Here is a 24,893-nt window from a genome sequence, read left to right as displayed (position 1 = left end):
CGACGGCCGTGTGCGCGGAACGGTTTGCGTCATGGGGCGGTCGAGGGACCCGTGCCGGCGGCGACCTCACATCGGGCATGGCGACGCCGTGTATTTCGCCTCATAGGCCCGGATGAAGTCGGGGTCGCTGCAGATGCAGCGGCCGGGAGCGGCCTTCGCCTTAGGGTCGGCGTGGTGGCCTCGAAGCGGCCGGAGGAGGTTGACGCGGGTGCTCGTGGTGGACGCCTCGGGTACCCCCGCCGCATGCTTCACGAGCTCCGCTGCCAGCATGATCCCGGCCAACGCGGATTGGAACGCCATGGGCACCGTCGCCCGTACCGGGCGCGCGCCACCGGTGAGGTTGAAGACCACGCCGCCGCAGATCGCCCCCTGGTAGAAATTGCGAAGGGGCCTGCCCACGAAGGGCATCAGTTCCGCGACGGGCACCCCCAGGCGTTCGGCGACCCTCGTCACGAAAGCCGTGTCCACCGGACCGTTGGTCGCCAGCAGGCCTCGGACTTCCAATACTGCGTCGGGAAGGCCGATCTCCTCGGCGACCTTCTGATCCTCGGCCTTCACCTGACCGTCCGGAAGGTAGAGGCAGGCAAGGCACGCCTTGTCCGATCCAAAGCGGTGGCGCGAGACGCCGAGGTCGATGTCGCGGGTCCAGGCATTCACGATCCATCTCGGCAACGAGGCTTGGACGGCGATGCGATCCTCCGCGGTATCGAGGCCGACAGCCACGCGCTCGAAGGACCAGTCCCCCCGCTCCCCGGCATAGTCGCCCCAACGCTTCCGATGGGGAAAGATCGTGAGGCGGGTGTCCGCCAGCAGCCTCTCCGCGGCCGTGACCTTCGCCACATCGACCGTCGCCTGGTCGGCGATCACGTACCGCTGCAGATTCGACAGGTCCACGGCCTCATGGTCGACCAAGTGCAAAGATCCGGCGAGCCCGGGCATGCGCGACAACGCCCAGACCGCCCCGTTACCGATCGCGCCCAGGCCGACGAGGTGGGCCTCGCCGAGATCGACGGTGTCCGGGTTGAATTCCCGGCCGTGGGGCCCGTTCCCGTAGTCCAACAGGGAAAGCGTGACCTCCGTATCGGGATCCCCGCCGGGCAGCCGATCGGCGAATACCGTTCGGAAGACGTTCGCGGCCGCGATGCACGCCGCCGCGCCCGCACCGAAGGGATTGCGCGACGGGCCCGATCCTTGGGGGCCGGACCGCGAGAGCGTCGCCGTCCAGCCATTCGAGCCTGCGAAGACCATCGTGGCTTCGATGCGCGGGCGGCTCCGGCCGACGACGACGCATTCCGTCACCTCGCCGGAATGGCGTGACAGGTCGATGTCAGGGTTGATGGACAGCGCCAGCTGCATGAGGCTGTCACGGGCCGACTCGGCATGGTGGTCGAGAGCGATCAGGCACACCGAGGGATGCAGGCGAGAGACCAGCCTCACGAGAAGGTCGAGGGTCGCTGCCGCCTCCGTCGACCGGATGGCCTCGACGTCGAACGCGATCCCGATGACATGTCCGTCCAGGGTCCCGCGGAAGGCCGGAAGGTCGAAGCCGCTGAGGACCTGGGAGGCAGCGGTGGCGGCGCGGTTAAAGAAATTGGCGAAGGCCATGGTCACTCCACGATCTCGATGAGGCGGCGCACTTCGGGCGTCCGGATCCCGCGCCAGCGCCCGCTCGCATCGAGCCGGAAGGTCGCGGTGGTCGCGAGTTCGAAACGTCCCGTGGCGTAGTCCGGCACCACCAGCGACAGACATCCGACCCGGGTGGCGACGGCGAAGTCGTCGTCCGTGCCTGAGTGGTAGGCCCTTCCGGGGTGGCTATGGATCTGCGCGACGAGCGTCAGCCTGTGCTCGAAGAGCCATTTGTTGATGCGGTGCAGTTCATCCGGGCCCACCACGACGCAGACGCCGTCGGCGGTCCGGACGTGGCGTTGCGCAGGAATGATCGCCTCAAGCACCGTGAAGCGGGCCCCGTCCTGCTTCCCGACCCAGAGGCCGAGGCCCTCGTGTCCGTCTTGGCCGACGGCACGCATGTGCAGCTGGACCTGTTCGATGCAGGTCCGGGGCACGACGACGCGTGCGACGTCGGAAAGCGTCATTCGGGTATCGCGTCGAACGACGCCCCCAGCCCTCCCAACGTCACCTTCACGTCCTGGATCTGGATCTGGTCGAACGGGTCCACGCCGTACTTCCAGATCTGGTTCAGGATGAAGTCCAAGGAGCCTTCGCCAGAACCCCGGTGCAGAAGCCATGAGTCACCTGTGTGCGCCGGATGATCGTGGTACTCGCGGACCCCCGGCAGGCAGAGGAACGGCGGCTCCTCGGGACCGTGAAACTGGATGATGTTCGAGAGCACGACCTGGCCGCTCTGAAGCATGGCCTGCAGCATCTCCGGAGGCATCGACGGCATCGGCGGCCGCCGCAGCATCGAGATGGTGAGGTCCTTGGCGAGTAGGGGCGCCCGGGTGAACGGGTCGACGAACGTCACGGACGGCGGGCGCAGGTCGTAGTTGGAGAAGTCGAGCACTGCGCCCGCCACGAGCACCGTGGGCTTGACCTTCCTGGAGGCGAAGAGGACCAGCGCCTTCGGAAAGGACGCGTCGACCAGGAAGCAGCCCCGCCCGTGATGGTGGGCTTCCCGGTCGCGATACCTCGCGATCTCGCGATCGAACTTCGTGCGTGAGACCGTCGGATCGACGGACTGTATCTCAGGCACCGGCCACCCCCGCCTTCAGGCTCAGGTAGAGCGTGACATCCCGGCCGAAGCCGAACGAGCCGACGGTCGCGGCGAGGTCGAGGCTGACACCCGCATCGTCCTTCAGCTCCCAGTTCTCCGGCGGCTGCCCGACGTTCTCGGTCTGCGTCAGCGCCTTTTCCCGGACCGTCGCCAAGAGATCCCCCGCCTTCGCGGCGACCACCGTGGGTTCCCCGTTGACGACGACGGTGATCGATACCGATCCGTCGTGGCCTTCGGCCCTGGGTGCCGTCGCGAACCGCTCCACGCCTGGCTTGTCCAGGTCGAAGAGTTCGTTGTCGCGGATGAGGATGTCGCTGCCACCGCGGACGTCGAGAAAGACGTCGTGCGCGGCGGGATCGACTTTTGCCAGTCCCTTGAGCACGCGACCGCTGATCATCGGGACGCCCCATTCCTCGTCCTGGTCGTTGATCAGGAAACGGAAGAAGCGGTCGGTCCGGAACACCAGGACCTGTTCGACGCCGTGCCCGCGAAGGTCGAAGGTCTCGTCCAGGCGGAGCGTCTCCAACGCCCCGTCGGGCATGAACGCGACGGCGGCATGATCCTCGACCGGCAGGGCCCCTGCCGCCTTGAGGATCTGGCGCCCCGTGGGAACCGGATCAGGGAGCGTGATGGTGCGGAAGTCCAGGTCGGGGCCGCCGACCTGGATCTGGAAACGGTCGGGGTCGTGGTGGTCGTTCATCGTGGAGCCTCGCTGGTCGATCAGGGGCCGCCTCGGAACGGGCCTGCCCTTCTGCCTTCTCAGCGAAGCTCCACCACCCGATCCGGTAATCGCGTCAGAGAAAATCCTGCGAGGTGCAGATGAAGTAGAACTGGCAATCGGGGCATTCCCTGGCCGGGATCGGCTTGAACTCGCCCGCCTCGATACCCTCCAGGGCGCGGACGAACCTGTCCAACCCCTTCCCGTCCCCTTTCGGGGCGATGACCTCACGCTCGCCTGCGGCGGGATAGAACGCCTCAAGGCGGACATCCCGGCCCGAGAAACCCTGGCGGCCGGCTGCCTGCAGGAGTTCCCACACGGGCTTCTCCGCTTCGGCCTTCGTTTTCCTACCTGTCTTGAAGCGTTGGGCGACGATGGTACCCGACGGCGTCTGCAGCACCCTGTCCGGTCGAAGCGCGATCCGTCTTCCGGCCAACGTGACCGTCCAAGCGTTGTCGAGGGTCACCTCCCGGGCGTCGATGGCCGTTGCGGACCGTTCGACCATCCGCGTCGCCTCCGTGCGATAGATCGCCTCGAACGGATGATCGGTCGGGCCCCGCTTCGGCCAGATCTCCGTCAGATGCGCGACCGCGGCCTCGGGGGTGACGACGTCACCCTTCGCGACGCCCTCGCAGATCCAGGCGACGGTCTGGCGAACGCATCCATGGAAGCGGAGATACCCGCTCCTCTCAGCCAGGTGGCCCAGCCCGTCGACATGCTCGTAACGATACCTGGCCGGGCATTTCATGTAGGTTTCGAGATGCCGGAACTCGTATTCCGCCCTGGGTTCCGGCGGTGCCAGGGTCGCAACACCCACCGACGGCGAACGGGCGGGGGCGAGCCGCGCCGGCGGCAGGACGCCACCGATCGTCCCGAGGTAGCGCGACGGATTACAGGTCTGCTTCTCCGTGTAGCGCTTCGCGTTGCTCACGGTCATGACGTCGCGCGCGCGGGACAGCGCGACGAAGAACAGGCATTCCTCCTCCGCCGCATGATCCTCCGGCGGCGTCTGGAGGCGTTCGAGCGACGCCGGGGCGGGGCACGTCGTCGGTCGTCGTTGCCCCGGGACGTATCGGGTGGCGACCTGCGGCAGGTGCACGGCCCGGAACTCCAGTCCCTTGGACCCGTGGATGGTCATCACGCGCACCGCCGATATCCCGTCGGCTTCGGGGGGCACGACCCTGAACTGCCTGTCGTCGTCCAGGCGTTCGAGGCGGCGGATCTCGTTCAACAAGACCCTGCGGCCGCCGCGCCCGTCGTTCGCGTCATGGTGCTCCCGGCAGAACTTCAGGAGCTGATAGATCGCGATGAGGGATTGCCGCGAACGGACGTCGTTCGCTTCCAGCAGGGGCCTCAGATAGTCGCTGGCGTCGAAGAGATAGCTGGACAGGAGCTTCCAGGCGGTCGTCTTCCACGCCGTGCCCGCCAGGTGTTCGGCGAGAAGGCCGAGGCCCCGTCGGCCGCGCTCCGAGAGACCCGGCAGGTCCGCGGCACGGCCGCAGGTCGTGATGACATCCTCCTCGGCCGCATGCGCCGCCGCGATGACCAGGAGCGCGTCGTCGCGGGTCGCCCCGTATTCGGGGAATCGGGCGACCCGGATCAGGCCCGCACCGGCGGGGTCCGCGCCGAGGGAGACAAGGGCGAGCAGGTCCCGGATCTCGGGTCGCTCGAACACATCGCCCAGATAGAGGACGGGCACGCCTAGTTCCTGCAGGATGCGCGAGAACCGCGCGAGGCAGAGATGGGTGCGGCTCAGGATCGCCTGCTCGTCATAGGGGATGCCCTGCTCGCGCAGGCGCTCGATCTGGTCCCTCACGGCATGGGCCTCGGAGTAGAGGTCGGGAGCCGTGACATGGTCGACGAACCCGACTTTGCCCCGATGGGCCTTCCAGCTGACAGCCGGCAGGGGGGCCGCCGCGATGCCGGCCCCGTAGGTCTCGAAGACGCGCACCACCGTCTCGCATGACCGATAGTTGGTCTTGAGCTGACGACGTTCCGCGTCGGGGTAGCGCTCCGTGAACTCAGCTGCGTTCGCCGGCGCGGCGCCGCGGAAGCGGTAGATGGATTGCCTCGGATCGGCGACGACCCAGACCCGGAGCCCGCCATCGCTGATCTGTTCGAGGAGCGCGGTGCTGGCGTTGTTCACGTCCTGGTACTCGTCGACCAGGACGAAGCGGTGCTTCTCGCGCACCGCTTCGCGGACCTTCGGGTTCTCGGCCAGCAACCGGGCGGCCGTCCAGACCAGGTCCCCGAAGTCCACGGCGTGGCTGCGCTCAAGCTCGGCCTGGTAGGCCCGATAGACCCGCGCGACCTCCATCGCCTTCTCGGCGCGTTCGCGTTCCTCCGGCGTGGAAGCGGCGTCGAGGGAAGCGGCCGCCGCTAGCCCGTATGCCTCGGCCGTCACCATCTCGTCCTTCGCGCGCGAGATCGCGCGCAGGATCGGCCGCAGCTCCAGGGTCGGATCCCAAAGATTCTGGAAGTGACGGAGCCCGAGCGTCGGCAACAGCCGCTCAAGCATGGCGAGGGCGCCGATCTCGTCGAGAACCTCGAACGCCTGCGGCAGCCCGGCCTCGCGATGATAGAGGTGCAGGAGTTCGAGGCCGAAGGCATGGAAGGTGCCCACCCAGATGATCGGGGCGGCGACCGGATCCAGCATCTCGATGCGCTCGATCATCTCGGCCGCCGCCTTGTTCGAAAAGGTGAGCGCGAGGATGGCCGACGGCGGTACGTCCGTGGCGAGCAGGAACTCGATCCGGGCGATCAGCGTCCGCGTCTTTCCGGTGCCGGGCCCGGCGTCGAGGATGAGGGGCCGTTCGTCCCAGCGCGCCGCCTCAAGCTGTTGCGGATCCGGTGGAAGCGTCGCCCTCGGGCCGGGGGACCGCTCCGGCGGCGGCGCCAAGGGTGGCAGCAGCAGCGCCCGGATCGCCTGCATCCTTACGAAGTCGACGGGAAGCCCCAACTCCGCGGCGATGTCCTCGGGGCGCTTCCGCTGGGCGACCATCATCTCGTGGAGAAGCTCGGAGGGCAGCAAGAACTCCTGGGCGAAGATGTCGGCCTGCACCTCCATCCGTTGCCGGGGCGAGTAGGCCACGACCCGGTCGGCGCCGGTCTCGACAGGGCGGCCGCCGAAACCCGAGACGGTCGACCGCACCATGAAGGCCGTCTCGTCGTGCAGCCAGAAATGCCCGATCTCGTGGGCGGACACGATCACCCTTTGGTGGGCGTCGAGGTTCGACGCCAGCCGGACGAAGCCGCCGCTGCGGTCCAACGCACCGAGCACGCCGACGGCATATCGGGTCCCGGGTGCGAACCGACTGACCTGCAGCTTGGCGATCTTCAGCGCCGCCTTGACGAGGGCTTCGGCTGTCCGGGCCGTCGCGACCTCGCAAGCCTCGGCATGGCGTCGGCGCGCCTTCAGGCGGATATCACGCCAGGGATCCACGGTTCAGCCCTCGTCCGAGAGCCAGAACGCGATCCGGTCCTCATCCATGTCCGTATCCCTGATGGCTTCCTCCCACGTGCGTTGTCGGCCCGGCAGGGGATCGCCCGTCGACTTGAAGGCCGGAAGCTCTCCCTTGTCGTTCGTCGTCATGACGACCGCCTTGAACCAATCCGTGGCGGTTCCTGCGCGAGCGGCTCCGATTCGCAGGAAGCGACGCGGAATGGTCTCCTTGACGATCTCTCCGTCGTTGACATCCGTGACGATCGAGCGGGCGATGTCGATGCCGTCGGCGAAATCGCGCAACGTCAGGCCCACGGTCCGGAGCGCCTCACGCAGCGTCGACGGTGCCGTCTCGGACGTCATCCCGGGGGTCGGCACCGTGACCGGCTCGATCCGTGCCGGAGATCGGCCGGCCGAGATAGCCGCCCCGTTCGCCGAAGCCCGGAAGCTCATGTCGAGGAGCTCCACGGCATGCTCTCGGATATCCTCGGCATAATGCGGATACGCAGCGGTCCACCTGGCGACGAGCGTGGGCGTCACCGCCTGTTCCGTCGCCTCGCAATGGAAGCGGAAGAGCATTTCGTCGAGCTCATGGTCGGTCACGGTCATCGTCTGATGCCCAGTTGTTGATGGATCAGGGCGTGGGCTTTCTCGACCCATGCCTTCGCCGTTTTCGGGGTCACGCCCAGCATGGCCGCAATGCTTTCGCTTCGGCTTGCCGCGTCGTAGGCGAAGCCCGCCCTCCTGAGCAGGAACGCCTTTCTGTAATTGTCGGGCAGACCCGCGACGATGTCTTGCGCCATCGCCTCGTCCTCCGGGCTCAGACCGTATCCATCCGGCCTTTCGAGCGCATGCCCCGTTACCTCGTCCGATAATTGTGGCTCGATGACCACCGTCTCCCGTCGCCATCTGCGCACATGATCGATCAGCCGATGTTCCAGTTTGTTGATGAACGAGTGTTCGAAACCACGGCCGTCGGCCGCATCCGGGTCGATGATCGAAGCGACCATGTTCCCGACGACTTCCCCGATGGCATCCCGCCCCTCGTTCGGCAGTCGCCGGTCGACCCGCATCGCCAAGTGATCGGTCGCGAGCTTGGCGAGATGGTCGAGCAACCTCCCGCGCAGCAAAACGTCCCGCTCGGGATTCAGACGGCGACAGGCCGCCGCGATGGCCTGAGGCTTCGCCGAACGGAGGTCGTTCCGATTGATGCGATCGAGCCAATCCTCCCTGTCCACGCCCTCCGAGCCGTGTTCCTGGTCCTGCAATTGGCATTTCCTCGTAGGGCGTCTGCTTCTTCAGCGTATGAGCAGGCGTCGATCCGGTAATGGGGACGATATAAATCGGTGCGGGAGAAGCTCGCTCGCTCGTCACGGGGTACACTCGTCGAGGCCGATGCGGGTCCCTATCGTGGTTTCGCACCAACTTTAAGTTGGCATGATTTCGTGCGAGCTCCAAGGGACGGGAAGCATTCCGCGCACCTGAGGTGCCCTCGATCTTATACGAGCACAGCGGTAGATTTCGATCGAAGCGGTTGCCGGGAGGATCGTCACCGCAATAAGGTCGGTTCGTTGCAAAGATCATTGACCGATCTCGTTCGGCAGCGGCTCGACTTCATCCGTGCGAGAGCGCGGCGCGAAGTTCGCCAATACCGAACGGGATGCAATTTTCAGAGTACGACACCGCTTTTCACTATCGTTTGTAACTAGGACATCTGATCAAGCCGCACGAAGGATCCATTGGATAAGGTTCGAGCCTTCCGCCACGGTTTGTCGATAGCATCACGACGGTCCGTCCCATCGGACCAAGCCCAGGGAATGGTTTACCACTTCCCACGACGAACCTCTAGTCACTAGAGAAGTCGCTTGGCCAATATACCCCTGTGGGGTATAATCCCACCGTGTCGCAGAAGCACGGATCGACAAACGGGACCTTCGTCATGAACATCGGGTTTTTTGCCGACGACATGTCGGCCAGCCAGGCGGCTCTCCTCGCGAGTGGGGGGTTGAGTGGTCATGATCCAGGAGCGCCGGGTGTCCTGGCCGGCAGCAACGCCCTCGCCGAGGCGATCCCGGATTACCTCGATGCGGCCACGGCGTCGGGACGGCACCTGATGGTTGCGTTGCCCCTGGCACAGCTGAGTAACCTCAGCATCCGGAGCCGCATCGACCTCGCGGTGATCGCGTTCGGCCCCAGCCTGGTCGCCCGCGATGGCGCCCTCCGGGCGATGACGGCGGGATGCACGTCTCGGACCGCAACCTTGGCACCGCCTTGGCTGCTCTCCGCGTCCGGTCGTTCGCGGCACGATCCACCCCATACGCTTCCGGTGCGGATGACGATGCTGCGGCCGTACGAGGCAGCCGAGATCCGGCGCGGCTGCAGATGCGGCGGCCTTCATCGGCGCGCCGTCGGCCTTGCGGCCGCGTTGCGCATCGCGGCGGACGACCCCTACGCGCCGAGCCTCGATCCCGCCGAGGTCGCGAACCTGCTCGCGGCGGACGGCGCGTCCACGACGCTGACCGACGCGGACATCGCGCTTCGGGAAGATCTGCTCGACCTCGCCGACGACCTCGACCGCGGACCCGGGCGGCGATCGGTACCGAAGGAAAGCTGCCGCCGCCTGGCCGTTGCGGACCGTCGGCCCGGTCGACGGGGCTCGCTGAACCCGACCCAGTCGGTTGGGAACCGAGCGGTCCGACCGGCGCCGGCGACGGTTCGTCACGCCGCCGACTGCCCTCGCTCCGCCATCGCCTAAGCCAAGGAGGTTCCCATGAACGCCCGTACCAAGACCGACTTCGAGCAGGCCTCGCCCGGATCGACCGGCGGCGCAGCACGCCGTCCCGCCTGGCGGCGGAAGAACGAACGCGCCTCCCGTGCAAGCTCCCGGACGGACCGCGACCGGACGAGGGGGGGCGTCCGGCCCTACACGGACGCGGATGTCCAGGGGTTCGATGTCTCGGGACCCGATCGGGAAAACCATTCAGACTCGACATTGCTCGATGTCGAGTTCGACCACGACGAACTGGGCGAGTTCATCCTGGGGCAGGTAGGTTCCGTGGCGCGCGCCATCTCCCACGAGGAGGACGAGGCCTTCTGGTTCTGAGTGCCGTCCCGCGATGCGGGCGGAAGGTTGAGGGCGCCCAACGGACGGATGGCGCCGGCCGTGCCAAGGATGACGACGCGACCGCGCCGCCTGCCCCGGTACATCTCTCCCGACCGTACCGGGGCAGTGGCCGATCCCGGGCTCGTGAACGGAGCCTCGGCGCGGGTCTACAACGCCGCGCCAAGCCCGATGCGAAGGCGATGTTGCCAAGGCATTGAATGGCGAACCCCTTCCAGGTTCGCCAGGATATGGGCGGCGTCCGCGCCGAGCTGGAACAGATTTCGCTGGAACGCGGCACGGGCCTGTTGGGAATCCGGAAGGTGTGTCGTGCCATGCCTTCCGGCGTCCATCCGGACTTCGTCGCGACGACCCTCGAATGTGCGCGTCGGGATCGCGGCCTGTCCCAGACCGGGCTGGCGCGCGTTCTGGGAACCAGCCAATCAACGGTTTCCAAGCTGCTTTCCGCCGGACAGAACCCCCGACCCGCCTTGAGGGCTGCCATCAGGCGTTTCGTCGACGACGCTCTTGGAGATGCCGGGTCCAAGCCGCCCGATCTGTTGGTCCTTGTCCAGGAGGCCTCCAATCACTCGGAGGTGTTCCGTAAACTGCTGTTCGCCGCCGTGAACCTGATGAATGAAAACGAATAAAATCTTCGCAGATTTATCGGGCTGCGGATCCTGACGCTCGCTCACGAACCCCTCCTCGACTTTGCATCGTCGGGTCGTGGCTCAACGGTTCGCCCTTCGACGGTCGTTGGCAATCCCGGTAGCGCCCTGTCTGGCTACGCACCAGTGAACGCATCCTCGGCCGCAGCAGGTATGCCCCCTCTCATTGCAATACGGGGCAACGTGAAGGACGAGGCGCCATCGTGTTGTAAGTTTCGGTGGAGAGCACTTGTCGACGGCCTTGACGACCGCACACCGCAGCAGCGCCGTCATCGACGCGGTTCGGTCCGACCATGAAGGACAACGAATTCCAATTCCATGGGGGGGGCGGCGAAGCAGAACGGGGCTATCCTGAACACGGGCATCGCGGACCCACGGATGGTCACAGTCGTATCGAATGCCGTGAGCTTCGCCGTGTACATTGCCAATTTTCCCGACACCATCGCGAATAAGCCGGTGCAGAGGGAATTTCAGGCCTTCGCGAACCCAATATCGGCCGCCACGGCGTCCAGCCGGTCGGACACGCGCTCCTTGCGCTCGGAATACCGGTCGACGAGGTAGACGGATCGCTCGCGGGTCAGCAGCGTGAACCTGCACAGCTCCTCGCAGACATCGACGACGCGGTCGTACAGCGGTCCCGGCTTCATCCGGCCAGCCTCGTCGAACTCTTTGTAAGCCATCGGCACCGACGACTGGTTCGGGATGGTGATCATCCGCATCCAGCGCCCGAGGATGCGCAGGCCGTTCACGGCGTTGAACGATTGCGACCCGCCCGAGACCTGCATCACCGCCAGGGTCCGTCCCTGCGTCGGTCGTACCGACCCCTCGGACAGCGGGAGCCAGTCGACTTGGCTCTTCATCACCCCGGTCATGGCGCCGTGACGCTCGGGACTGACCCAGACGTGCCCCTCCGACCAGATCGAGAGGTTTCGCAGCTCCTGCACCTTGGGGTGATCCGCGGTGGTGTCGTCGGGCAGCGGCAGGCCGTGCGCGTCGTAGATCCGGACCTCGCCGCCCATCGCCTCTAGCAGGCGCGCGGCCTCGTAGGCGAGAAACCGGCTGAACGAGCGCTCCCGGAGCGATCCGTACAGGATCAGGAAGCGCGGGGCATGGGTGAACAGCGTGGCCACCTGCAAGTCTGCGGTGGTCGGAACGACGAAGTGCCCTTCGCTCAGGTTCGGCATTCCGTCGGCGAAGGGCTGTTTGGGCTTGTCCAAGGAGCTTCTATCCTCTACGTTTCAACGATGGTTGAGATATTGACATTATGATGGACGAACGGCAAGCCGTCGCTGCCTTCGCGGCCCTTGGGCAGGAACACAGGCTCCGCATCGTGCGCCAGCTCGTCACCGTCGGACCGGACGGCATGGCCGCCGGCATGCTGGCCGAGGCGGTCGGCGTGTCCGGCACCAATCTGTCGTTCCACCTGAAGGAACTGAGCCACGCCGGCCTCGTCGCCTCCCGTCGCGAGGGCCGGTCGATCATCTACAGCGCCGCCTACCCGGACCTGTCGGACCTGATCCAGTTCCTGATGCGCGATTGCTGCCAGGGGCGTCCCGAGGTCTGCGCCCCCGCCGTCGCGGCGCTCGCCGCCTGTTGCACCCCCACCGGAGACACCGCCCATGCCTGACCGCGTCTACAATGTCCTGTTCCTGTGCACCGGCAACTCGGCCCGCTCGATCCTCGCCGAGGCGATGCTGGCCAAGGAAGGCCAAGGCCGCTTCCGGGCATTCTCCGCCGGAAGCCAGCCCAAGCTCGACGTCAACCCGATGGCCGTCCAAGTCCTGCGCGAGTCCGAGTACCCCACCAAGGGCCTTCGCTCGAAGTCATGGGACGCGTTCGCCGGCCCGGACGCACCGGTCATGGATTTCGTCTTCACCGTCTGTGACAACGCCGCCGGCGAGGCCTGCCCGTTCTGGCCCGGCCAGCCGGTGACCGCCCACTGGGGCATCGAGGATCCCGCCGCGGTCGAGGGCAGCGAGATCGAGCGGAAGACCGCCTTCGTCACCGCCCAGCGCTACCTCAAGAACCGGATCTCGGCCTTCCTCGCCCTGCCGATGGCGAGCCTCGACGCGGTCGCCCTGACCGCCCGGGTCCGCGAGATCGGCCAGCAGGCCGGCAACACCTCGCCCCGTCCGGAGGTCGCGTGATGGACGTCGTGATCTACCACAACCCGGATTGCGGCACGTCCCGCAACACCCTGGCCCTGATCCGCAACGCCGGCATCGAGCCCCACGTGATCGAGTATCTCAAGACGCCACCGAGCCGGACCCTGGTCCGCCAACTCGCGGAACGTGCCGGCCTCACCGTGCGCGGCCTCCTCCGCGAGAAGGGTACGCCCTACGCCGAGCTCGGCCTCGCCGACACGGCCCTGACGGACGACCGGCTTCTCGATGCGATCGAGACGCACCCGATCCTGCTGAACCGCCCGTTGGTGGTGAGCCCGAAGGGCGTCTCCCTGTGCCGCCCCTCCGAGGCGGTCCTCGACCTCCTGCCGGCCCAGCAGGGCGAGTTCGTCAAGGAGGACGGCGAGCGCGTCGTCGACGAGCACGGGCGCCGCGTCGCCACCGCCTGAACCGTCCCAAGCCCCCAAGAACAAGAAACGGTCCCGATGCTCGCGCTCGCCATCTTCGCGGTCACCCTCGTCTTCGTCATCTGGCAGCCGAAGGGCTTCGGGATCGGATGGAGCGCCCTGATCGGGGCCGCCGTGGCGCTGGCCACCGGGGTCATCAGCCCCGGTGACGTCCCGGTGGTCTGGCACATCGTCTGGGACGCCACCTTCACCTTCGTGGCGCTCATCATCATCTCGCTGCTGCTCGACGAGGCGGGCTTCTTCCATTGGGCCGCGCTCCACATCGCCCGCTGGGGCGGGGGTCGGGGGCGCCTGCTGTTCCCGCTGGTGATCCTGCTCGGGGCCGCCATCGCCGCGGTGTTCGCCAATGACGGCGCCGCGCTGCTGCTCACGCCCATCGTGCTGGCCATCCTGCTGCGCCTCGAATTCAAGCCGGCGGCGGCACTGGCCTTCATCGTCGCCTGCGGGTTCGTCGCGGATTCGACCAGCCTGCCGCTGGTGATCTCCAACCTCGTCAACATCGTCTCGGCGAACTTCTTCGACATCTCGTTCAGCCGCTACGCCGCGGTGATGGTGCCGGTGAACCTCGTCTCGCTCGCGGCGACCCTTGTGGTGCTGTGGCTGTTCTACCGGCGCGACCTGCCGGCAACGTACCCTGTCGGAGAGTTGGAGGCGCCTCGAAACGCGATCCGCGACCCGCTCGTGTTCCGGGCGGCGTTCCCGCTCCTCGGACTGCTGCTGGTCGCCTACTTCGTGACGGCGCCGTTCGGCGTGCCGGTCTCGGTCGTCACCTTCGCCGGTGCCCTGATCCTGCTCGGTCTCGCGAACCGGAGCCGGGTGATCCCCATCCGCAAGGTGCTGGCGGGAGCCCCGTGGCAGATCGTGCTGTTCAGCCTCGGCATGTACCTCGTCGTCTACGGCCTCAAGAACGCCGGCCTGACCGATTACCTGGCGCAGGGCCTCGTCTGGCTCTCGGGCCACGGACCGTTCGTCGCCACCATCGGTACCGGGTTCGCCGCCGCGATCCTGTCCTCGGTGATGAACAACATGCCGAGCGTGCTGGTGGGCGCGCTCTCCATCCAACAGGCCCCGGACCTGTCGCCGCTGATGCGCGAGCTGATGGTGTACGCCAACGTCATCGGCTGCGATCTCGGCCCGAAATTCACGCCCATCGGCAGCCTCGCTACTCTGCTCTGGCTCCACGTCCTCGACACCAAGGGCCAACGCATCACCTGGGGCCAGTACATGCGGGTCGGCCTGGTCATCACCCCGCCGGTCCTCCTCGTGACCCTAGCTGCGCTGGCGCTCTGGCTGCCGGTGCTCGGGGCCCGGTAGCGATCCGATGGGTCCGGCGCGCCGCTGGCCGGTGATCTCGGCCCTTGGCGTCATCCAGATCCTGACCTGGGGCTCCTCGTTCTACCTGCCGGCGGTGCTCGCCGGCCCCATCGCCGACGGGACGGGTTGGCCGTTGGCCTGGGTGGTCGGCGGCCTGTCGGTCGGCCTTCTGGCGGCGGCCTTCGCATCGCCACGGGTCGGGCTCGCCATCCACCGGCACGGGGGCCGACCGGTCCTTGCGCTGGCGGCAGTGCTTCTCGCCGTGGGGCTCGCCATCCTCGGCGGCGCACCGAACCTGCCGGTCTACCTCGCGGGTTGGATCGTGATCGGGCTCGGCATGGGCTGCGGCCTCTACGATCCGGCCTTCGCGACGCTCGGCCGCCTCTACGGGTCCGACGCGCGCCCCGCCATCACGACGCTGACCCTATGGGGTGGGTTCGCCAGCACGGTCTGCTGGCCGCTCTCGGCCTTCCTCGTCGAGCGGATCGGATGGCGTGGGACCTGCCTCGCCTATGCCGGCCTGCACATCACGGTGACCCTGCCGCTGGCGCTCCTCATGATCCCGCCAATGCCGGCCAAGGTCGTCGGAAGCGTTCGGGAGCGCCGTGACGGAGGCACGCTCACCGCCCGCGAGCGACGGGCCTACCTGCTGATGGCGGCCGTCCTCGTGTTCGGGGGCACCGTGATGGCGATGGTCTCCGTGCACCTGATCGCGTTGCTCCAGGCGAGGGGCGTGGCCCTGGCCTCCGCCGTCACGTACGGCGCGCTGATCGGACCGGCACAGGTCGGTGCCCGTCTCGTCGAGATGGCGGGCAAGGGCCGCCACCATCCGCTCTGGACGCTGGCCGCCGCCATGGCGCTGGTGTCCCTAGGCCTCGGCATCCTGGCTGCCGGCCTTCCCGCGGTCGGCGTCGCGCTGGTCCTGTATGGGGCCGGCAACGGCATCTACTCCATCGCCCGTGGTGCGGTCCCGCTCGCCCTCTTCGGGCCGGTTCGCTACCCTGTGCTGATCGGGCGCCTCGCCCGGCCCGGGCTGATCGCCCAGGCGCTGGCGCCTGCGCTCGGAGCCCTAGCGCTGGCTTATGGCGGTCCGGACGTGGCCTACGGCCTGCTGCTGATACTCGCCCTGGCAAATCTCGGATTGGCGGTCACGCTCCTTCGCAACGGATAGATGCCGCGCGTCGAGGGCCATAGGCGACCGACGTAGGAGTCCCCGTGCGCTGACGGGATGGATACGACCGTGTGGCCTGTTACGTCACGCCGGGCAAGCTCCTCGGCTTGAAGAAATCGGTCATGCCTGAATGCCATCGAGGCGCGAGGTCGCGAGGACCGCCAGGTTCAGCTTTCCCCATCCACGAGCGTGCCTTCGCCGACCTGTGAAACGCGGCGAGGCAACTCGCGGACAAGCGCCGTTCGCCTGAAGGGGGTCAGCTTCCGCCAGGCACGGATTTCCGGAACGGTGCGGCCGCATCCCAAGCACCACCCGGTCCTGCCGTCGACGCGGCAGACCCCCGTGCACGGATCGTCCTTCCTCATGAGAGCGCCCTTCCGAAAACGTGCGTCCAACGGCCACTCGACATGTATAGGGTAGCCCCCTATGTTACTAGAGGAACGAGGAAGCCGATGTCATGGCCCACACCGTCAAGGACAAGACCAAGCTCTTGGCGCGCGTGCGCCGGATCAAGGGACAGGCGGAGGCCGTCGAGCGCGCCCTGGAGGCGGAGATCGGCTGCTCCGACGTCCTTATGCTGGTCGCCTCGATGCGCGGGGCCATCAACGGACTGACCTCCGAACTGATGGAGGAGCACATCCGCCATCACGTCGTCGATCCCGCACACGAACCCGATCCGAACCGTGCCAGGGGTGCGTCCGAGCTGATCGAGGTCATCCGCACCTACCTGAAGTGAGATCCCGCATGGACATGATGCACGCAAGCCCGGGGCACGCTCCCTCCGCCCCGGCCGAGGCCCACGGTCACTCACATATCTTTCTCGGCGAAGGTCATGACCGCAACGAGCGCCGGACCTGGGCCGTCATCGCGCTCTGCGGTGTCATGATGGCCGCCGAGATCGTCGGCGGCATGCTGTTCGGCTCCATCGCCCTCGTCGCCGACGGCCTGCATATGTCGACGCATGCGGGGGCCCTCCTGCTCGCCGCAATGGCCTATCGCTATGCACGCCGGCATGCCGACGATGACCGCTTCACCTTCGGGACGGGTAAGTTCGGAGACCTCGCCGGGTTCACCAGCGCCATCGTGCTCGCGATGATCGCCCTGCTGATCGCTTACGAGGCGGTGCTCCGGCTCATCGAGCCCGTGGCCATCGACTACAACGAGACCATCGCCATCGCGGTGCTCGGCCTCGGCGTGAACCTCGCCAGCGTCTGGCTCCTGGGAAGCGACCACGACCACGGCCACGGACATCATCACGGCCACGAGCATGGTCACGAAGACCATGACGACGCGGCGCGGACCATCGTGACACCGACGGAGACGTTCGGCCTGGAGATCCACGAGGACGGCGTGCCGCCACGCTTCCGATTGACAGCGCAGGGTGCGGAGTCCCTCGCCCCGGTCGAGGCCATGACAATCGAGACGGTACGCCCGGACGGAACGCGGCAGACTTTCGCGATGACCCGCAAGGGCGACGTCGTCGAGAGCATCGAGATGATCCCAGAGCCCCACGCCTTCGAGGCGACCCTGTGCTTCCCGGGATCGGAACGGGCCGGGTCCGTGACCTTCGAGGAGCATGCGCATGGGCATCACGGCGCCATGCACCGGGACAACAACATGCGAGCGGCCGTGGTGCACGTGGTGGCCGACGCCGCCGTCTCGGTGCTGGTGATCGGCGGCCTTTTGCTCGCCCGCTTCCTGGGTTGGACCTGGATGGATCCCTTGGCCGCCATCATCGGATCGGTCGTGATCGCGAGTTGGGCCTACACCTTGGTACGGGACACGGGTGGGGTCCTTCTCGACATGCAGCCCGATCAGGGTCTCGTCCGGAAGGTGCGGAGCGTCATCGAGGAACAGGGCGACCGCGTCGCCGACCTGCACGTGTGGCGGTTGGGCCCCGGTCACCTCGGTGCCATCGTCTCGGTTGCCACGGCACAGGCGCGCGGGCCGGACTTCTATCGTCACCTTCTCGCGCCGTTCGGAAACCTGTCCCACCTCACGGTCGAGATCCGTATGGTGCCGCGCCGATAGAGGCATTGCGCCTTCCGTCTCGCTGACACGTCTCGGACTTCTCGGAGGCCCCCGTGCTGCCCCGGCAGGGGCGACATTCGGTCCAACCGCCGAGACGGTCCCTCTCGGTCCGTTCGCAGCCTCGGTGCCCGGCAACGAGACCGCCTCCGATGAGTGGCCAAGTGCCGCCTTGAGAAAAATTGCGGTCGTCGGAATCGGCGACTCGCGAAATCACGCTTCGTCGCGAGGCTCGGAGCGCCTCTATCAAAGGGGACGACCGTGCCGAACGGGGTAAAGCCCCACCCGATTATAGCCCGGTCTCAACCCGCCCTGGCAGGCCATTGCCGGTGCAGGTCGTCGATGACGAAGGCATGCTCGTGCCGACCGTGTCCGATCCCCTGGACGTGGGGATGGGACGGGTCGAGATCCCCGTGGGCATGTTCGACGACATCCGGGTCTGACGCGGGCCAGAGCAAGGCGGCCGCCACGACCCCCGCGACGGTCAGCGCGCCGAGGACCGCCAGGGTCGTCGGCATCCCGACGGTGGCGCCGAGCCATCCCGCCAGCGGGTAGGTCACGAGCCACGACGCGTGCGAGAGCGCGAACTGGGCGGCGAACACCGCCGGCCGGTCCTCGGGGCTCGCCGAGCGACGCAGCAGGCGTCCCGTAGGCGTCTGGGCGGCTGAGTAGCCGATCCCAAGGGCCAGCCACGTCCCGAGCAGCACCGGCCAGTCGATGGACCCGCCCCAGGTCAGCACCGCGACCCCGACGAGGACGACGCCAAGGAAGGCCGCGGACGGCAGCATGACGCCACGGTCTGACAAGCGGTCGAGCACCCGCGGCAGCACCAGGGCCGCGATCATCGAGCCGCCCCCGAAGAGCCCGAGCGCGATGGCGACGTCGTTCTGGGGGCGTCCGAGCAGGGCCTGGACGATCACCACGGTGTTGACGATGACCATCGCCCCTGCAGTGGCGACCGCGAGGTTGAGGGCGAGCAGGCCCCGAAGGCGCGGGGTCGCCAGGTAGATCCGCAGGCCTCGCGTGGTGCGGTCGTAGATCCCACCGGTGCGCTCCCTCCGCGTCGCCGCCGGCAACGTCACCGAGACGACCAGCGCCGCCGAGCACAGGAAGCCCACGACGGTGCCGCCGAACAACCAGTTGTAGCTGATGACCGTGAGCAGCAGGGCCGCCAGGGTCGGGCTGAGCAGGTTCTCCAGGTCGTAGGCGAGGCGCGAGAGCGACAGCGCCCGGGTGTAGTCGCGCTCGTCAGGCAGGATGTCCGGGATGGTGGCCTGGAAGGTCGGGGTAAACGCCGCCGAGGCCGACTGAAGCACGAAGATAAGGACGTAGATCTGCCAGACCTGATCGACGAAGGGCAGCATCAACGCGATGGCGGCCCGGACGAGGTCCGTAGCCACCAGGAAGGCACGGCGGGGAAGTTGCCCGGTGAACGCGCCGGCCACGGGAGCGACCACGACGTAGGCGACCATCTTGATCGCGAGGGCGGTGCCGAGAACCGCTCCGGCCCGGTCCCCGGCCAGCCGGTAGGCCAGCAGCCCCAGAGCGACCGTGAGCAAGCCTGTGCCGATTAGGGCGATGACCTGGGCGGCGAAGAGATGCCGGTAGGTCCGGTTCGCAAGGACGGCGAGCATGACGGTGGGTCCTAGAGGTACTTCGCCATGGCCTTGAACTCGGATAGGGCGTCCTTGGCGGACTTGCCCCCGTGTTCGACGCCGTCCGCCAGGCAATGCTCCATGTGGTCCTCGATCAGCACGCGCTTCGCGTTTGTGATCGCGCTCTCGACCGCGTGGAGCTGCTGGGCGAGGTCCACGCAAGGTCGCCCCTCCTCGATCATGGCGATGACGCCGGCGAGATGGCCGTGGGCGCGCTTGAGGCGCTTGACGATGTCGGGGTGCGACGCGTGCTGCATGTTGACATCCTATCCCCCCGGGTGGGATGTGGGAAGACGGATTTGCGGCCCAGTACGGCTGCATCGGGCGGAGGCGTGGCGTCGAGGGTGGGTCGGATCGGGCGGTTCCTATCGGTGCTCGTCGCAATCGTGCTGATGGCGACCTCGGTCATGCCGTTGGTCGCGGAAGCGCGCGGCGATAGCGCGGCCGCCCATGTCCACGCCTTCCACGGGATCGATCACGGCGACGACCACGACGGCGATCATGGTCCCGACGGGTCCGGTCCGGGTGACCTTGCCCATCACGCGCATTCCCACGCGCAGACCCTGGCGACTGCCCACCCATCCGGCATGCCGATGTCCGCGAGAGGCACCGACGTCCGGTTCCAGCCCGTCCACCACCTCGCCCGAAGGAGCGGCGAAGGCAGGGCGCCGTTCGAGCCACCTAGGGGCTGAGGCTGGGCCGCCCGGCACCGTCGGGCCCTTTCCTCCAACGCACCTGCGCTCCCCGGGCCTGCCATTCGGCGGCACCCGGCGGCGTTGGCTCATGGCATCGACATGTTCAGACGTACCCTCCTTGTCCTGGGGGCTGTCGGCGGCGGCTTCCTGATCGCGACCGTCTGGCCGGGCGCACCGGACGCGCTCCGGTCACGCCTTGCGCAAAGCGGGCTTCTCCCAACCACTCCCGCTGCCACCGGCAGCCCTGCATCGATGCCGGCGGCGGTACCGAAGCCCGAGGAGCCGGGCCTCGTCCGATTGACCCAGGACCAGATCGCCAAGGCCGGCATCCGCACCGACGCCGTCCAGGGCGGTCGGCTCGCCCGCCACCTCCACGTGCCGGGCACCATCGTCCCGAGCGCCAACAACACCGCCCGCATCGCGGTGAAGACCCAGGGGACGGTGGCTGAGCTGCGCAAGGGCCTCGGCGACCGGGTCGCCAAGGGCGAGGTCGTCGCCCTGCTCGACAGCCGCGAGATCGCCGACACCAAGAGCGAGTACCTCGCCGCCCGCCTGTCCGCCGGCCTGCAGAAGACCCTGTACGAGCGCGACCAGTCGCTGTGGGACAAGCGCATCTCGTCCGAGCAGCAGTACCTTCGTTCTCAGGCGAGCTACGAGGAGCTCAAGGTCAAGGTCGATTCGGCCCGGCGCAAGCTCACTTTTCTTGGGTTGAGCCCCGCCGAGATCGAGGCCCTGCCGACCCTGCCGGCGGCGCAGTTCGAGCGACAGGAGATCCGGTCCCCCATCGCCGGAAAGATCGTCGAACGCAGGGTCGACCTCGGCGCCGCGGTAGGACGCGACAACCTGGAGACCGAGCTCTACAGTGTGGTCAACCTTGCCCAGGTCTGGGTCGACCTCGCGGTCTCTCCGGGCGACCTGCCGCTGGCGCGCGAGGGCCAGACGGTCACCGTGTGGACCCAGGCGACCGGCGAGCGCGCCGAGGGCAGGATCGTCTTCATCGGCCCGGTCCTCGACCAGAACACCCGCGCCGCCCGGGTCGTGGCCGAGTTGCCCAACCCCGAGGAGCGGTGGCGGCCCGGGTCCTTCGTATCGGCGGAGATCGCGGTCTCGGACAAGCCGGTGCGCACCCTCGTCCCCTCCGAGGCGATCCAGACCATCGCGGGCAAGCCGACCGTGTTCGTGAAGGTCGAGGGCGGCTTCGAGGCGAGACCCATCGGAGTCGGGCGCTCCGACGACGGGCACGTCGAGATCACCACGGGGCTGGAGCCCGGCGACGTCATCGTCATCGGCAACAGCTTCATCCTGAAGGCCGAGCTCGGCAAGGCCGCGGCGGAGGACTGAGCCATGATCCGCCCGATCCTCGCCTTCTCCGTCACCAATCGCTACGCGGTCATCCTGGTGACCCTCATCGCCACCGCCCTCGGCGCGTGGTCGCTGTCCCGGCTACCCATCGACGCCGTGCCCGACGTCACCAACAACCAGGTCCAGATCAACGCCGTCGCCACGTCGCTGACGCCGGTCGAGATCGAGAAGCAGGTCACGGTGCTGATCGAGCGGGCGCTCGCCGGGACCCCCGGCCTGGAGACCATGCGCTCGTTCTCGCGCAACGGCTTCGCCCAGCTCACCGCGGTGTTCAGCGACAAGGTCGACGTCTACTTCGCCCGCGCCCAGGTCAACGAGCGCCTCGTCGAGGTCCGCGGGACGCTGCCGCCCGGGGTCGAGATCAAGCTCGGGCCGATCTCCACCGGCCTCGGGGAGATCTACTGGTGGGCGGTCGAGTACCTCCCGCCGGGCGAAGGGGCGCCCGTCCGGGACGGCAAGCCCGGCTGGCAGACGGACGGCAGCTACCTGACCCCCGAGGGCGAGCGCCTGACCGACGAGTTCCGTCGCACGGTCTACCTCCGCACGGTGCAGGACTGGATCATCCGGCCGCAGATGAAGAGCGTGCCCGGGGTCGCCGGCGCCGACGCCATCGGCGGCTACGTCAAGGAGTACCAGGTCCAGCCCGACCCGATGCGGCTCGTGGGCTACGGCCTGTCGTTCAAGGACGTGGCCGATGCCATCGAGGCCAACAACGCCACTCGTGGGGCCAACTACGTCGAGCGCAACGGCGAGGGCTACATCGTCCGGGCCGGCGGCCTGATCGAGAACATGGGCGAGATCGCCGAGATCGTGGTCGCGACCCGCGCCGGGGTGCCGATCCCGGTTCGCGACGTCGCGAACGTCACCATCGGGCGCGAGCTCCGGACCGGCTCGGCCAGCGAGAACGGGCACGAGGTGGTGCTCGGTACCGCCCTGATGCTCATAGGCGGCAACAGCCGCACGGTGTCGGCCGCGGCGGATGCCAAGATAACCGAGATCAACAAGCTGCTGCCTCCGGGCATCGTGGCGCGAACCCTCCTGAGCCGGACCGAGCTCGTCGACGCCACGATCAAGACGGTGGCCAGGAACCTCGCCGAGGGGGCGCTCCTCGTCATCGTCGTACTGTTCCTGGCGCTCGGCAACATCCGCGCCGCCATCATCACGGCGCTGGTCATCCCGGTGGCGATGATGCTGACCGCCACCGGTATGTTGGCAGGCCGCATCAGCGCCAACCTTATGAGCCTGGGCGCGCTAGACTTCGGCCTGATCGTCGACGGCGCGGTCATCATCGCCGAGAACAGCCTGCGCCACCTCGCCGAGCGCCAGCACGAGCTCGGTCGCAAGCTCACGCGGGACGAGAGGCTCACGACGGTACGGGTCTCGGCCGAGGAGATGATCAAGCCGACCGTCTACGGGCAGGCGATCATCATCCTCGTCTACGTGCCGCTCCTCACCTTCACCGGGGTCGAGGGCAAGACCTTCACGCCGATGGCGCTGACAGTCCTGATCGCCCTCGTGGCGGCATTCATTCTCTCGCTGACCTTCGTGCCGGCGATGATCGCGACCTTCGTCACCGGCCGCGTGAGCGAGTCCGAAAACGCCCTCATCCGGGGGATCAAGGCGGCCTACCGCCCACTCCTCGACGGTGCGATCCGGGCGCCCATAGCCTTCGTCGCGGGGGCGGTGGTCGTTCTCGGACTCGCGGCCGCCTTGTTCACGACCCTCGGGCAGGAGTTCGCCCCGACGCTCGACGAGAAGAACATCGTCATGGAGGCCCGGCGCATCCCGTCGACCTCGATCTCGCAGTCGCAATCGATGCAGCTCGGCGTCGAGGAGGCGATGAGCAAGTTTCCGCAGGTCGCCTTCGTGTTCTCGCGGTGCGGCACCCCGGACATCGCCGCCGACCCGATGCCGCCCAACGCCTGTGACGCCTACCTCATCATGAAGCCCCAGGCGGCGTGGCCCGATCCGGACCTGACCAAGGAGGCCATGATCGGCCAGCTTGAGGCGGAGGCGAAGCTGATCCCCGGCGCCCTGCTCGGGTTCTCCCAGCCGATCCAGATGCGCTTCAACGAGCTCGTCGCGGGCGTCCGCGACGACCTTGCGGTGAAGGTGTTCGGGGAGGAGTTCGGGCCGATGGTCGAGGGCGCCAACCGGATCGCCGGCATCCTGCGCGGGCTCGACGGCGCGGCGGACGTGAAGGTCGAGGAGGCGGTCGGCCTGCCGTTCCTGGACATCAGGATCGACCGGCGCGAGATCGCCCGGCGGGGCCTGAGCCTCGCCGACGTGCAGGACGTCATCGGCACGGCCATCGGCGGCAAGGACGCCGGCTTGGTGTTCGAGGGCGACCGTCGCTTCAAGATCGTAGTGCGCCTCTCCGACGCGATCCGCGGCGACGTCGAGGCACTGAAGAACCTGCCGCTGCCGCTGCCGGCCAAGACCGGGATGGCGGAGGGCGCGAGCGTGCCGCTCCGCCAGGTCACCTCGTTCAGTTTCACCGAAGGGCCCAACCAGGTCAGCCGCGAGGACGGACGCCGTCGGGTGGTGGTGACCGCCAACGTGCGCGGACGCGACATCGGCTCTCTCGTGGCGGAGGCGCAGGCACGCATCGCTAAGGAGGTGACGCTGCCGGCGGGCTACGAGGTGCGCTGGGGCGGCCAGTTCGAGAACCTGACGGCGGCGCGCCAGCGCCTGATGGTCGTGGTGCCGGCCTGCTTCGCCCTGATCTTCATCCTGCTGCTCGGGGCGCTCGGCTCGGCGCGCGACGCGGCCATCGTGTTCAGCGCGGTGCCGTTGGCGCTCACCGGCGGCGTCGCGGCCCTGTCGCTGCGGGGTATGCCGTTTTCGGTTTCGGCGGCGGTCGGGTTCATCGCCCTATCCGGGGTGGCGGTCCTCAATGGCCTCGTGCTCCTCAACCATGTCAAGCAACTGGTCGCCGATGGGGCCGACGTCCCGACCGCCGTTCGCGAGGGGGCGATGACCCGGCTCCGACCGGTGGTGATGACCGCACTCGTCGCGGCGCTCGGCTTCGTGCCGATGGCGCTGGCGACGGGCACGGGGGCGGAGGTCCAGAAGCCGCTGGCGACCGTGGTCATCGGCGGCTTGATCAGCGCGACCCTGCTCACCCTCGCCCTCCTGCCGGCGCTCTACACGCGGTTCGGGAAGGCGCCATTGATCCTGCAACCGGCCGAACGCATGTACCGACGATCCGCCAAGGCGGCCGAGTAAATGCGCATCACCCCTTCCGATGCCCGCCAATCTCACGACAGGACCGAGTTTTTCGGGAATGCTCGATTCGCTTCGAGAATTATGAGGCGATACGCTTGAACGTGCGCAGCACCTTCGCTCGCTATCGGCGAGGTGGAGTCACGTGACTTGCGCCGAGGCCCACCCCAGTGTCTGACGGGTCTCAAGAAACC

General features: G+C 67.6%; 24 protein-coding genes. 12 read left to right on the top strand and 12 right to left on the bottom strand.

Going from position 1 to position 24,893, the window contains the following annotated elements; genetic code table 11:
* Positions 1 to 66 precede the first annotated feature (66 nt).
* The 7 genes from MKK82_RS26555 to MKK82_RS26525 all read right to left on the bottom strand — a co-directional run bounded on the left by MKK82_RS26555 (position 67) and on the right by MKK82_RS26525 (position 8,159).
* Entirely contained in the window at positions 67 to 1,605 is a 1,539-nt protein-coding gene (locus tag MKK82_RS26555; protein ID WP_058191722.1) for an E2 ligase fold family C protein, read from the bottom strand.
* A 2-nt stretch (positions 1,606 to 1,607) separates the two neighbouring features.
* Complete coding sequence (locus MKK82_RS26550; RefSeq protein WP_058191721.1) at positions 1,608 to 2,093, bottom strand: Mov34/MPN/PAD-1 family protein; 486 nt, start codon at positions 2,091 to 2,093, stop codon at positions 1,608 to 1,610.
* Positions 2,090 to 2,710: a putative metal-binding protein gene (locus MKK82_RS26545; protein WP_058191720.1), complete on the bottom strand. Its 621-nt coding sequence runs from the start codon at positions 2,708 to 2,710 to the stop codon at positions 2,090 to 2,092. The genes MKK82_RS26550 and MKK82_RS26545 overlap by 4 nt, the downstream gene beginning before the upstream one ends.
* Positions 2,703 to 3,431: a multiubiquitin domain-containing protein gene (locus tag MKK82_RS26540; RefSeq protein WP_201025733.1), complete on the bottom strand. Its 729-nt coding sequence runs from the start codon at positions 3,429 to 3,431 to the stop codon at positions 2,703 to 2,705. The genes MKK82_RS26545 and MKK82_RS26540 overlap by 8 nt, the downstream gene beginning before the upstream one ends.
* A gap of 94 nt (positions 3,432 to 3,525) precedes the next feature.
* A complete protein-coding gene (locus MKK82_RS26535) occupies positions 3,526 to 6,891 on the bottom strand; it encodes a UvrD-helicase domain-containing protein (protein ID WP_243987312.1) in 3,366 nt (1,121 codons plus the stop codon).
* A 3-nt stretch (positions 6,892 to 6,894) separates the two neighbouring features.
* Positions 6,895 to 7,494, bottom strand: coding sequence for a hypothetical protein (locus tag MKK82_RS26530; RefSeq protein WP_243987310.1), 600 nt, complete (start codon positions 7,492 to 7,494; stop codon positions 6,895 to 6,897).
* A gap of 2 nt (positions 7,495 to 7,496) precedes the next feature.
* Positions 7,497 to 8,159: an RNA polymerase sigma factor gene (locus MKK82_RS26525; RefSeq protein WP_058191717.1), complete on the bottom strand. Its 663-nt coding sequence runs from the start codon at positions 8,157 to 8,159 to the stop codon at positions 7,497 to 7,499.
* A 671-nt stretch (positions 8,160 to 8,830) separates the two neighbouring features.
* On the opposite strand from MKK82_RS26525, the gene MKK82_RS26520 reads away from it, so the two are divergent.
* The 3 genes from MKK82_RS26520 to MKK82_RS26510 all read left to right on the top strand — a co-directional run bounded on the left by MKK82_RS26520 (position 8,831) and on the right by MKK82_RS26510 (position 10,641).
* A complete protein-coding gene (locus MKK82_RS26520) occupies positions 8,831 to 9,646 on the top strand; it encodes a hypothetical protein (RefSeq protein ID WP_243987308.1) in 816 nt (271 codons plus the stop codon).
* Between the two features lie 15 nt (positions 9,647 to 9,661).
* Entirely contained in the window at positions 9,662 to 9,994 is a 333-nt protein-coding gene (locus MKK82_RS26515; protein ID WP_058191715.1) for a hypothetical protein, read from the top strand.
* Between the two features lie 218 nt (positions 9,995 to 10,212).
* Positions 10,213 to 10,641: a multiprotein-bridging factor 1 family protein gene (locus MKK82_RS26510; protein ID WP_058191714.1), complete on the top strand. Its 429-nt coding sequence runs from the start codon at positions 10,213 to 10,215 to the stop codon at positions 10,639 to 10,641.
* A gap of 488 nt (positions 10,642 to 11,129) precedes the next feature.
* Here MKK82_RS26510 and arsH read toward each other — a convergent pair whose 3' ends face one another.
* Positions 11,130 to 11,876 carry an arsenical resistance protein ArsH gene (gene arsH / locus MKK82_RS26505; protein ID WP_058191713.1) on the bottom strand — a complete coding sequence of 249 codons (747 nt, stop codon included), beginning with the start codon at positions 11,874 to 11,876 and terminating at the stop codon, positions 11,130 to 11,132.
* 50 nt (positions 11,877 to 11,926) lie between these two features.
* Between arsH and MKK82_RS26500 the strand changes: the two genes are divergently transcribed.
* Genes MKK82_RS26500 through MKK82_RS26480 form a run of 5 tightly spaced genes read left to right on the top strand, consistent with a single transcriptional unit; the run spans position 11,927 to position 15,734 of the window.
* A complete protein-coding gene (locus MKK82_RS26500; RefSeq protein WP_058191822.1) occupies positions 11,927 to 12,286 on the top strand; it encodes an ArsR/SmtB family transcription factor in 360 nt (119 codons plus the stop codon).
* A complete protein-coding gene (locus tag MKK82_RS26495) occupies positions 12,279 to 12,806 on the top strand; it encodes an arsenate reductase ArsC (RefSeq protein WP_058191712.1) in 528 nt (175 codons plus the stop codon). The genes MKK82_RS26500 and MKK82_RS26495 overlap by 8 nt, the downstream gene beginning before the upstream one ends.
* On the top strand, positions 12,806 to 13,231 hold the full coding sequence (arsC, locus tag MKK82_RS26490; RefSeq protein WP_058191711.1) for an arsenate reductase (glutaredoxin): 426 nt from the start codon (positions 12,806 to 12,808) through the stop codon (positions 13,229 to 13,231). The genes MKK82_RS26495 and arsC overlap by 1 nt, the downstream gene beginning before the upstream one ends.
* A gap of 36 nt (positions 13,232 to 13,267) precedes the next feature.
* Positions 13,268 to 14,563 carry an arsenic transporter gene (locus MKK82_RS26485; protein ID WP_058191710.1) on the top strand — a complete coding sequence of 432 codons (1,296 nt, stop codon included), beginning with the start codon at positions 13,268 to 13,270 and terminating at the stop codon, positions 14,561 to 14,563.
* 7 nt (positions 14,564 to 14,570) lie between these two features.
* Positions 14,571 to 15,734: an MFS transporter gene (locus MKK82_RS26480; protein WP_243987306.1), complete on the top strand. Its 1,164-nt coding sequence runs from the start codon at positions 14,571 to 14,573 to the stop codon at positions 15,732 to 15,734.
* Positions 15,735 to 15,901: 167 nt separating this feature from the next.
* On the opposite strand, the gene MKK82_RS26475 is transcribed toward MKK82_RS26480, so the two are convergent.
* Positions 15,902 to 16,099, bottom strand: a complete 198-nt coding sequence (locus MKK82_RS26475; protein WP_082643201.1) for a DUF1289 domain-containing protein — start codon at positions 16,097 to 16,099, stop codon at positions 15,902 to 15,904.
* Between the two features lie 92 nt (positions 16,100 to 16,191).
* On the opposite strand from MKK82_RS26475, the gene MKK82_RS26470 reads away from it, so the two are divergent.
* Positions 16,192 to 16,470 (top strand): metal/formaldehyde-sensitive transcriptional repressor, encoded by a 279-nt coding sequence (locus MKK82_RS26470; protein ID WP_058191708.1) that lies wholly within the window; start codon positions 16,192 to 16,194, stop codon positions 16,468 to 16,470.
* 17 nt (positions 16,471 to 16,487) lie between these two features.
* Positions 16,488 to 17,765, top strand: a complete 1,278-nt coding sequence (dmeF, locus tag MKK82_RS26465) for a CDF family Co(II)/Ni(II) efflux transporter DmeF (protein ID WP_058191821.1) — start codon at positions 16,488 to 16,490, stop codon at positions 17,763 to 17,765.
* Positions 17,766 to 18,064: 299 nt separating this feature from the next.
* Here the strand turns inward: dmeF and MKK82_RS26460 are convergent, their stop codons facing one another.
* The 3 genes from MKK82_RS26460 to MKK82_RS26450 all read right to left on the bottom strand — a co-directional run bounded on the left by MKK82_RS26460 (position 18,065) and on the right by MKK82_RS26450 (position 19,956).
* Complete coding sequence (locus MKK82_RS26460) at positions 18,065 to 19,396, bottom strand: MFS transporter (RefSeq protein ID WP_058191707.1); 1,332 nt, start codon at positions 19,394 to 19,396, stop codon at positions 18,065 to 18,067.
* Positions 19,397 to 19,407: 11 nt separating this feature from the next.
* Positions 19,408 to 19,674 (bottom strand): metal-sensing transcriptional repressor, encoded by a 267-nt coding sequence (locus MKK82_RS26455; protein WP_058191706.1) that lies wholly within the window; start codon positions 19,672 to 19,674, stop codon positions 19,408 to 19,410.
* Between the two features lie 108 nt (positions 19,675 to 19,782).
* The gene (locus MKK82_RS26450; protein ID WP_160329319.1) at positions 19,783 to 19,956 is read right to left on the bottom strand and encodes a hypothetical protein; all 174 of its coding nucleotides are present in this window, start codon (positions 19,954 to 19,956) and stop codon (positions 19,783 to 19,785) included.
* A gap of 408 nt (positions 19,957 to 20,364) precedes the next feature.
* Between MKK82_RS26450 and MKK82_RS26445 the strand changes: the two genes are divergently transcribed.
* Both MKK82_RS26445 and MKK82_RS26440 read left to right on the top strand, forming a co-directional pair.
* The gene (locus tag MKK82_RS26445; protein WP_243987305.1) at positions 20,365 to 21,453 is read left to right on the top strand and encodes an efflux RND transporter periplasmic adaptor subunit; all 1,089 of its coding nucleotides are present in this window, start codon (positions 20,365 to 20,367) and stop codon (positions 21,451 to 21,453) included.
* A gap of 3 nt (positions 21,454 to 21,456) precedes the next feature.
* A complete protein-coding gene (locus MKK82_RS26440; RefSeq protein ID WP_243987303.1) occupies positions 21,457 to 24,702 on the top strand; it encodes an efflux RND transporter permease subunit in 3,246 nt (1,081 codons plus the stop codon).
* Positions 24,703 to 24,893 lie beyond the last annotated feature (191 nt).

Origin of the sequence: Methylobacterium sp. E-046, from assembly GCF_022829625.1 — a bacterium.
Classification (GTDB): Bacteria; Pseudomonadota; Alphaproteobacteria; order Rhizobiales; family Beijerinckiaceae; genus Methylobacterium; species Methylobacterium longum.
The sequence above is the reverse complement of the archived record's forward strand: the minus strand, read 5'-3'. Positions and strand labels throughout refer to the sequence as shown.

Bases quoted from the DNA above. Each gene is read 5' to 3' on its own strand.
- MKK82_RS26480 (WP_243987306.1), top strand. From the start codon at position 14,571: ATGGGTCCGGCGCGCCGCTGGCCGGTGATCTCGGCCCTTGGCGTCATC.
- MKK82_RS26510 (WP_058191714.1), top strand. From the start codon at position 10,213: ATGGCGAACCCCTTCCAGGTTCGCCAGGATATGGGCGGCGTCCGCGCC.
- MKK82_RS26555 (WP_058191722.1), bottom strand. From the start codon at position 1,605: ATGGCCTTCGCCAATTTCTTTAACCGCGCCGCCACCGCTGCCTCCCAG.
- MKK82_RS26540 (WP_201025733.1), bottom strand. From the start codon at position 3,431: ATGAACGACCACCACGACCCCGACCGTTTCCAGATCCAGGTCGGCGGC.
- dmeF (WP_058191821.1), top strand. From the start codon at position 16,488: ATGCACGCAAGCCCGGGGCACGCTCCCTCCGCCCCGGCCGAGGCCCAC.
- MKK82_RS26450 (WP_160329319.1), bottom strand. From the start codon at position 19,956: ATGGGCAAGGTCACCCGGACCGGACCCGTCGGGACCATGATCGCCGTC.
- MKK82_RS26550 (WP_058191721.1), bottom strand. From the start codon at position 2,093: ATGACGCTTTCCGACGTCGCACGCGTCGTCGTGCCCCGGACCTGCATC.
- MKK82_RS26460 (WP_058191707.1), bottom strand. From the start codon at position 19,396: ATGCTCGCCGTCCTTGCGAACCGGACCTACCGGCATCTCTTCGCCGCC.
- MKK82_RS26515 (WP_058191715.1), top strand. From the start codon at position 9,662: ATGAACGCCCGTACCAAGACCGACTTCGAGCAGGCCTCGCCCGGATCG.
- MKK82_RS26445 (WP_243987305.1), top strand. From the start codon at position 20,365: ATGCCGGCGGCGGTACCGAAGCCCGAGGAGCCGGGCCTCGTCCGATTG.
- MKK82_RS26520 (WP_243987308.1), top strand. From the start codon at position 8,831: ATGAACATCGGGTTTTTTGCCGACGACATGTCGGCCAGCCAGGCGGCT.
- arsC (WP_058191711.1), top strand. From the start codon at position 12,806: ATGGACGTCGTGATCTACCACAACCCGGATTGCGGCACGTCCCGCAAC.
- MKK82_RS26440 (WP_243987303.1), top strand. From the start codon at position 21,457: ATGATCCGCCCGATCCTCGCCTTCTCCGTCACCAATCGCTACGCGGTC.
- MKK82_RS26485 (WP_058191710.1), top strand. From the start codon at position 13,268: ATGCTCGCGCTCGCCATCTTCGCGGTCACCCTCGTCTTCGTCATCTGG.
- MKK82_RS26455 (WP_058191706.1), bottom strand. From the start codon at position 19,674: ATGCAGCACGCGTCGCACCCCGACATCGTCAAGCGCCTCAAGCGCGCC.
- MKK82_RS26500 (WP_058191822.1), top strand. From the start codon at position 11,927: ATGGACGAACGGCAAGCCGTCGCTGCCTTCGCGGCCCTTGGGCAGGAA.
- MKK82_RS26475 (WP_082643201.1), bottom strand. From the start codon at position 16,099: ATGAGGAAGGACGATCCGTGCACGGGGGTCTGCCGCGTCGACGGCAGG.
- MKK82_RS26470 (WP_058191708.1), top strand. From the start codon at position 16,192: ATGGCCCACACCGTCAAGGACAAGACCAAGCTCTTGGCGCGCGTGCGC.
- MKK82_RS26495 (WP_058191712.1), top strand. From the start codon at position 12,279: ATGCCTGACCGCGTCTACAATGTCCTGTTCCTGTGCACCGGCAACTCG.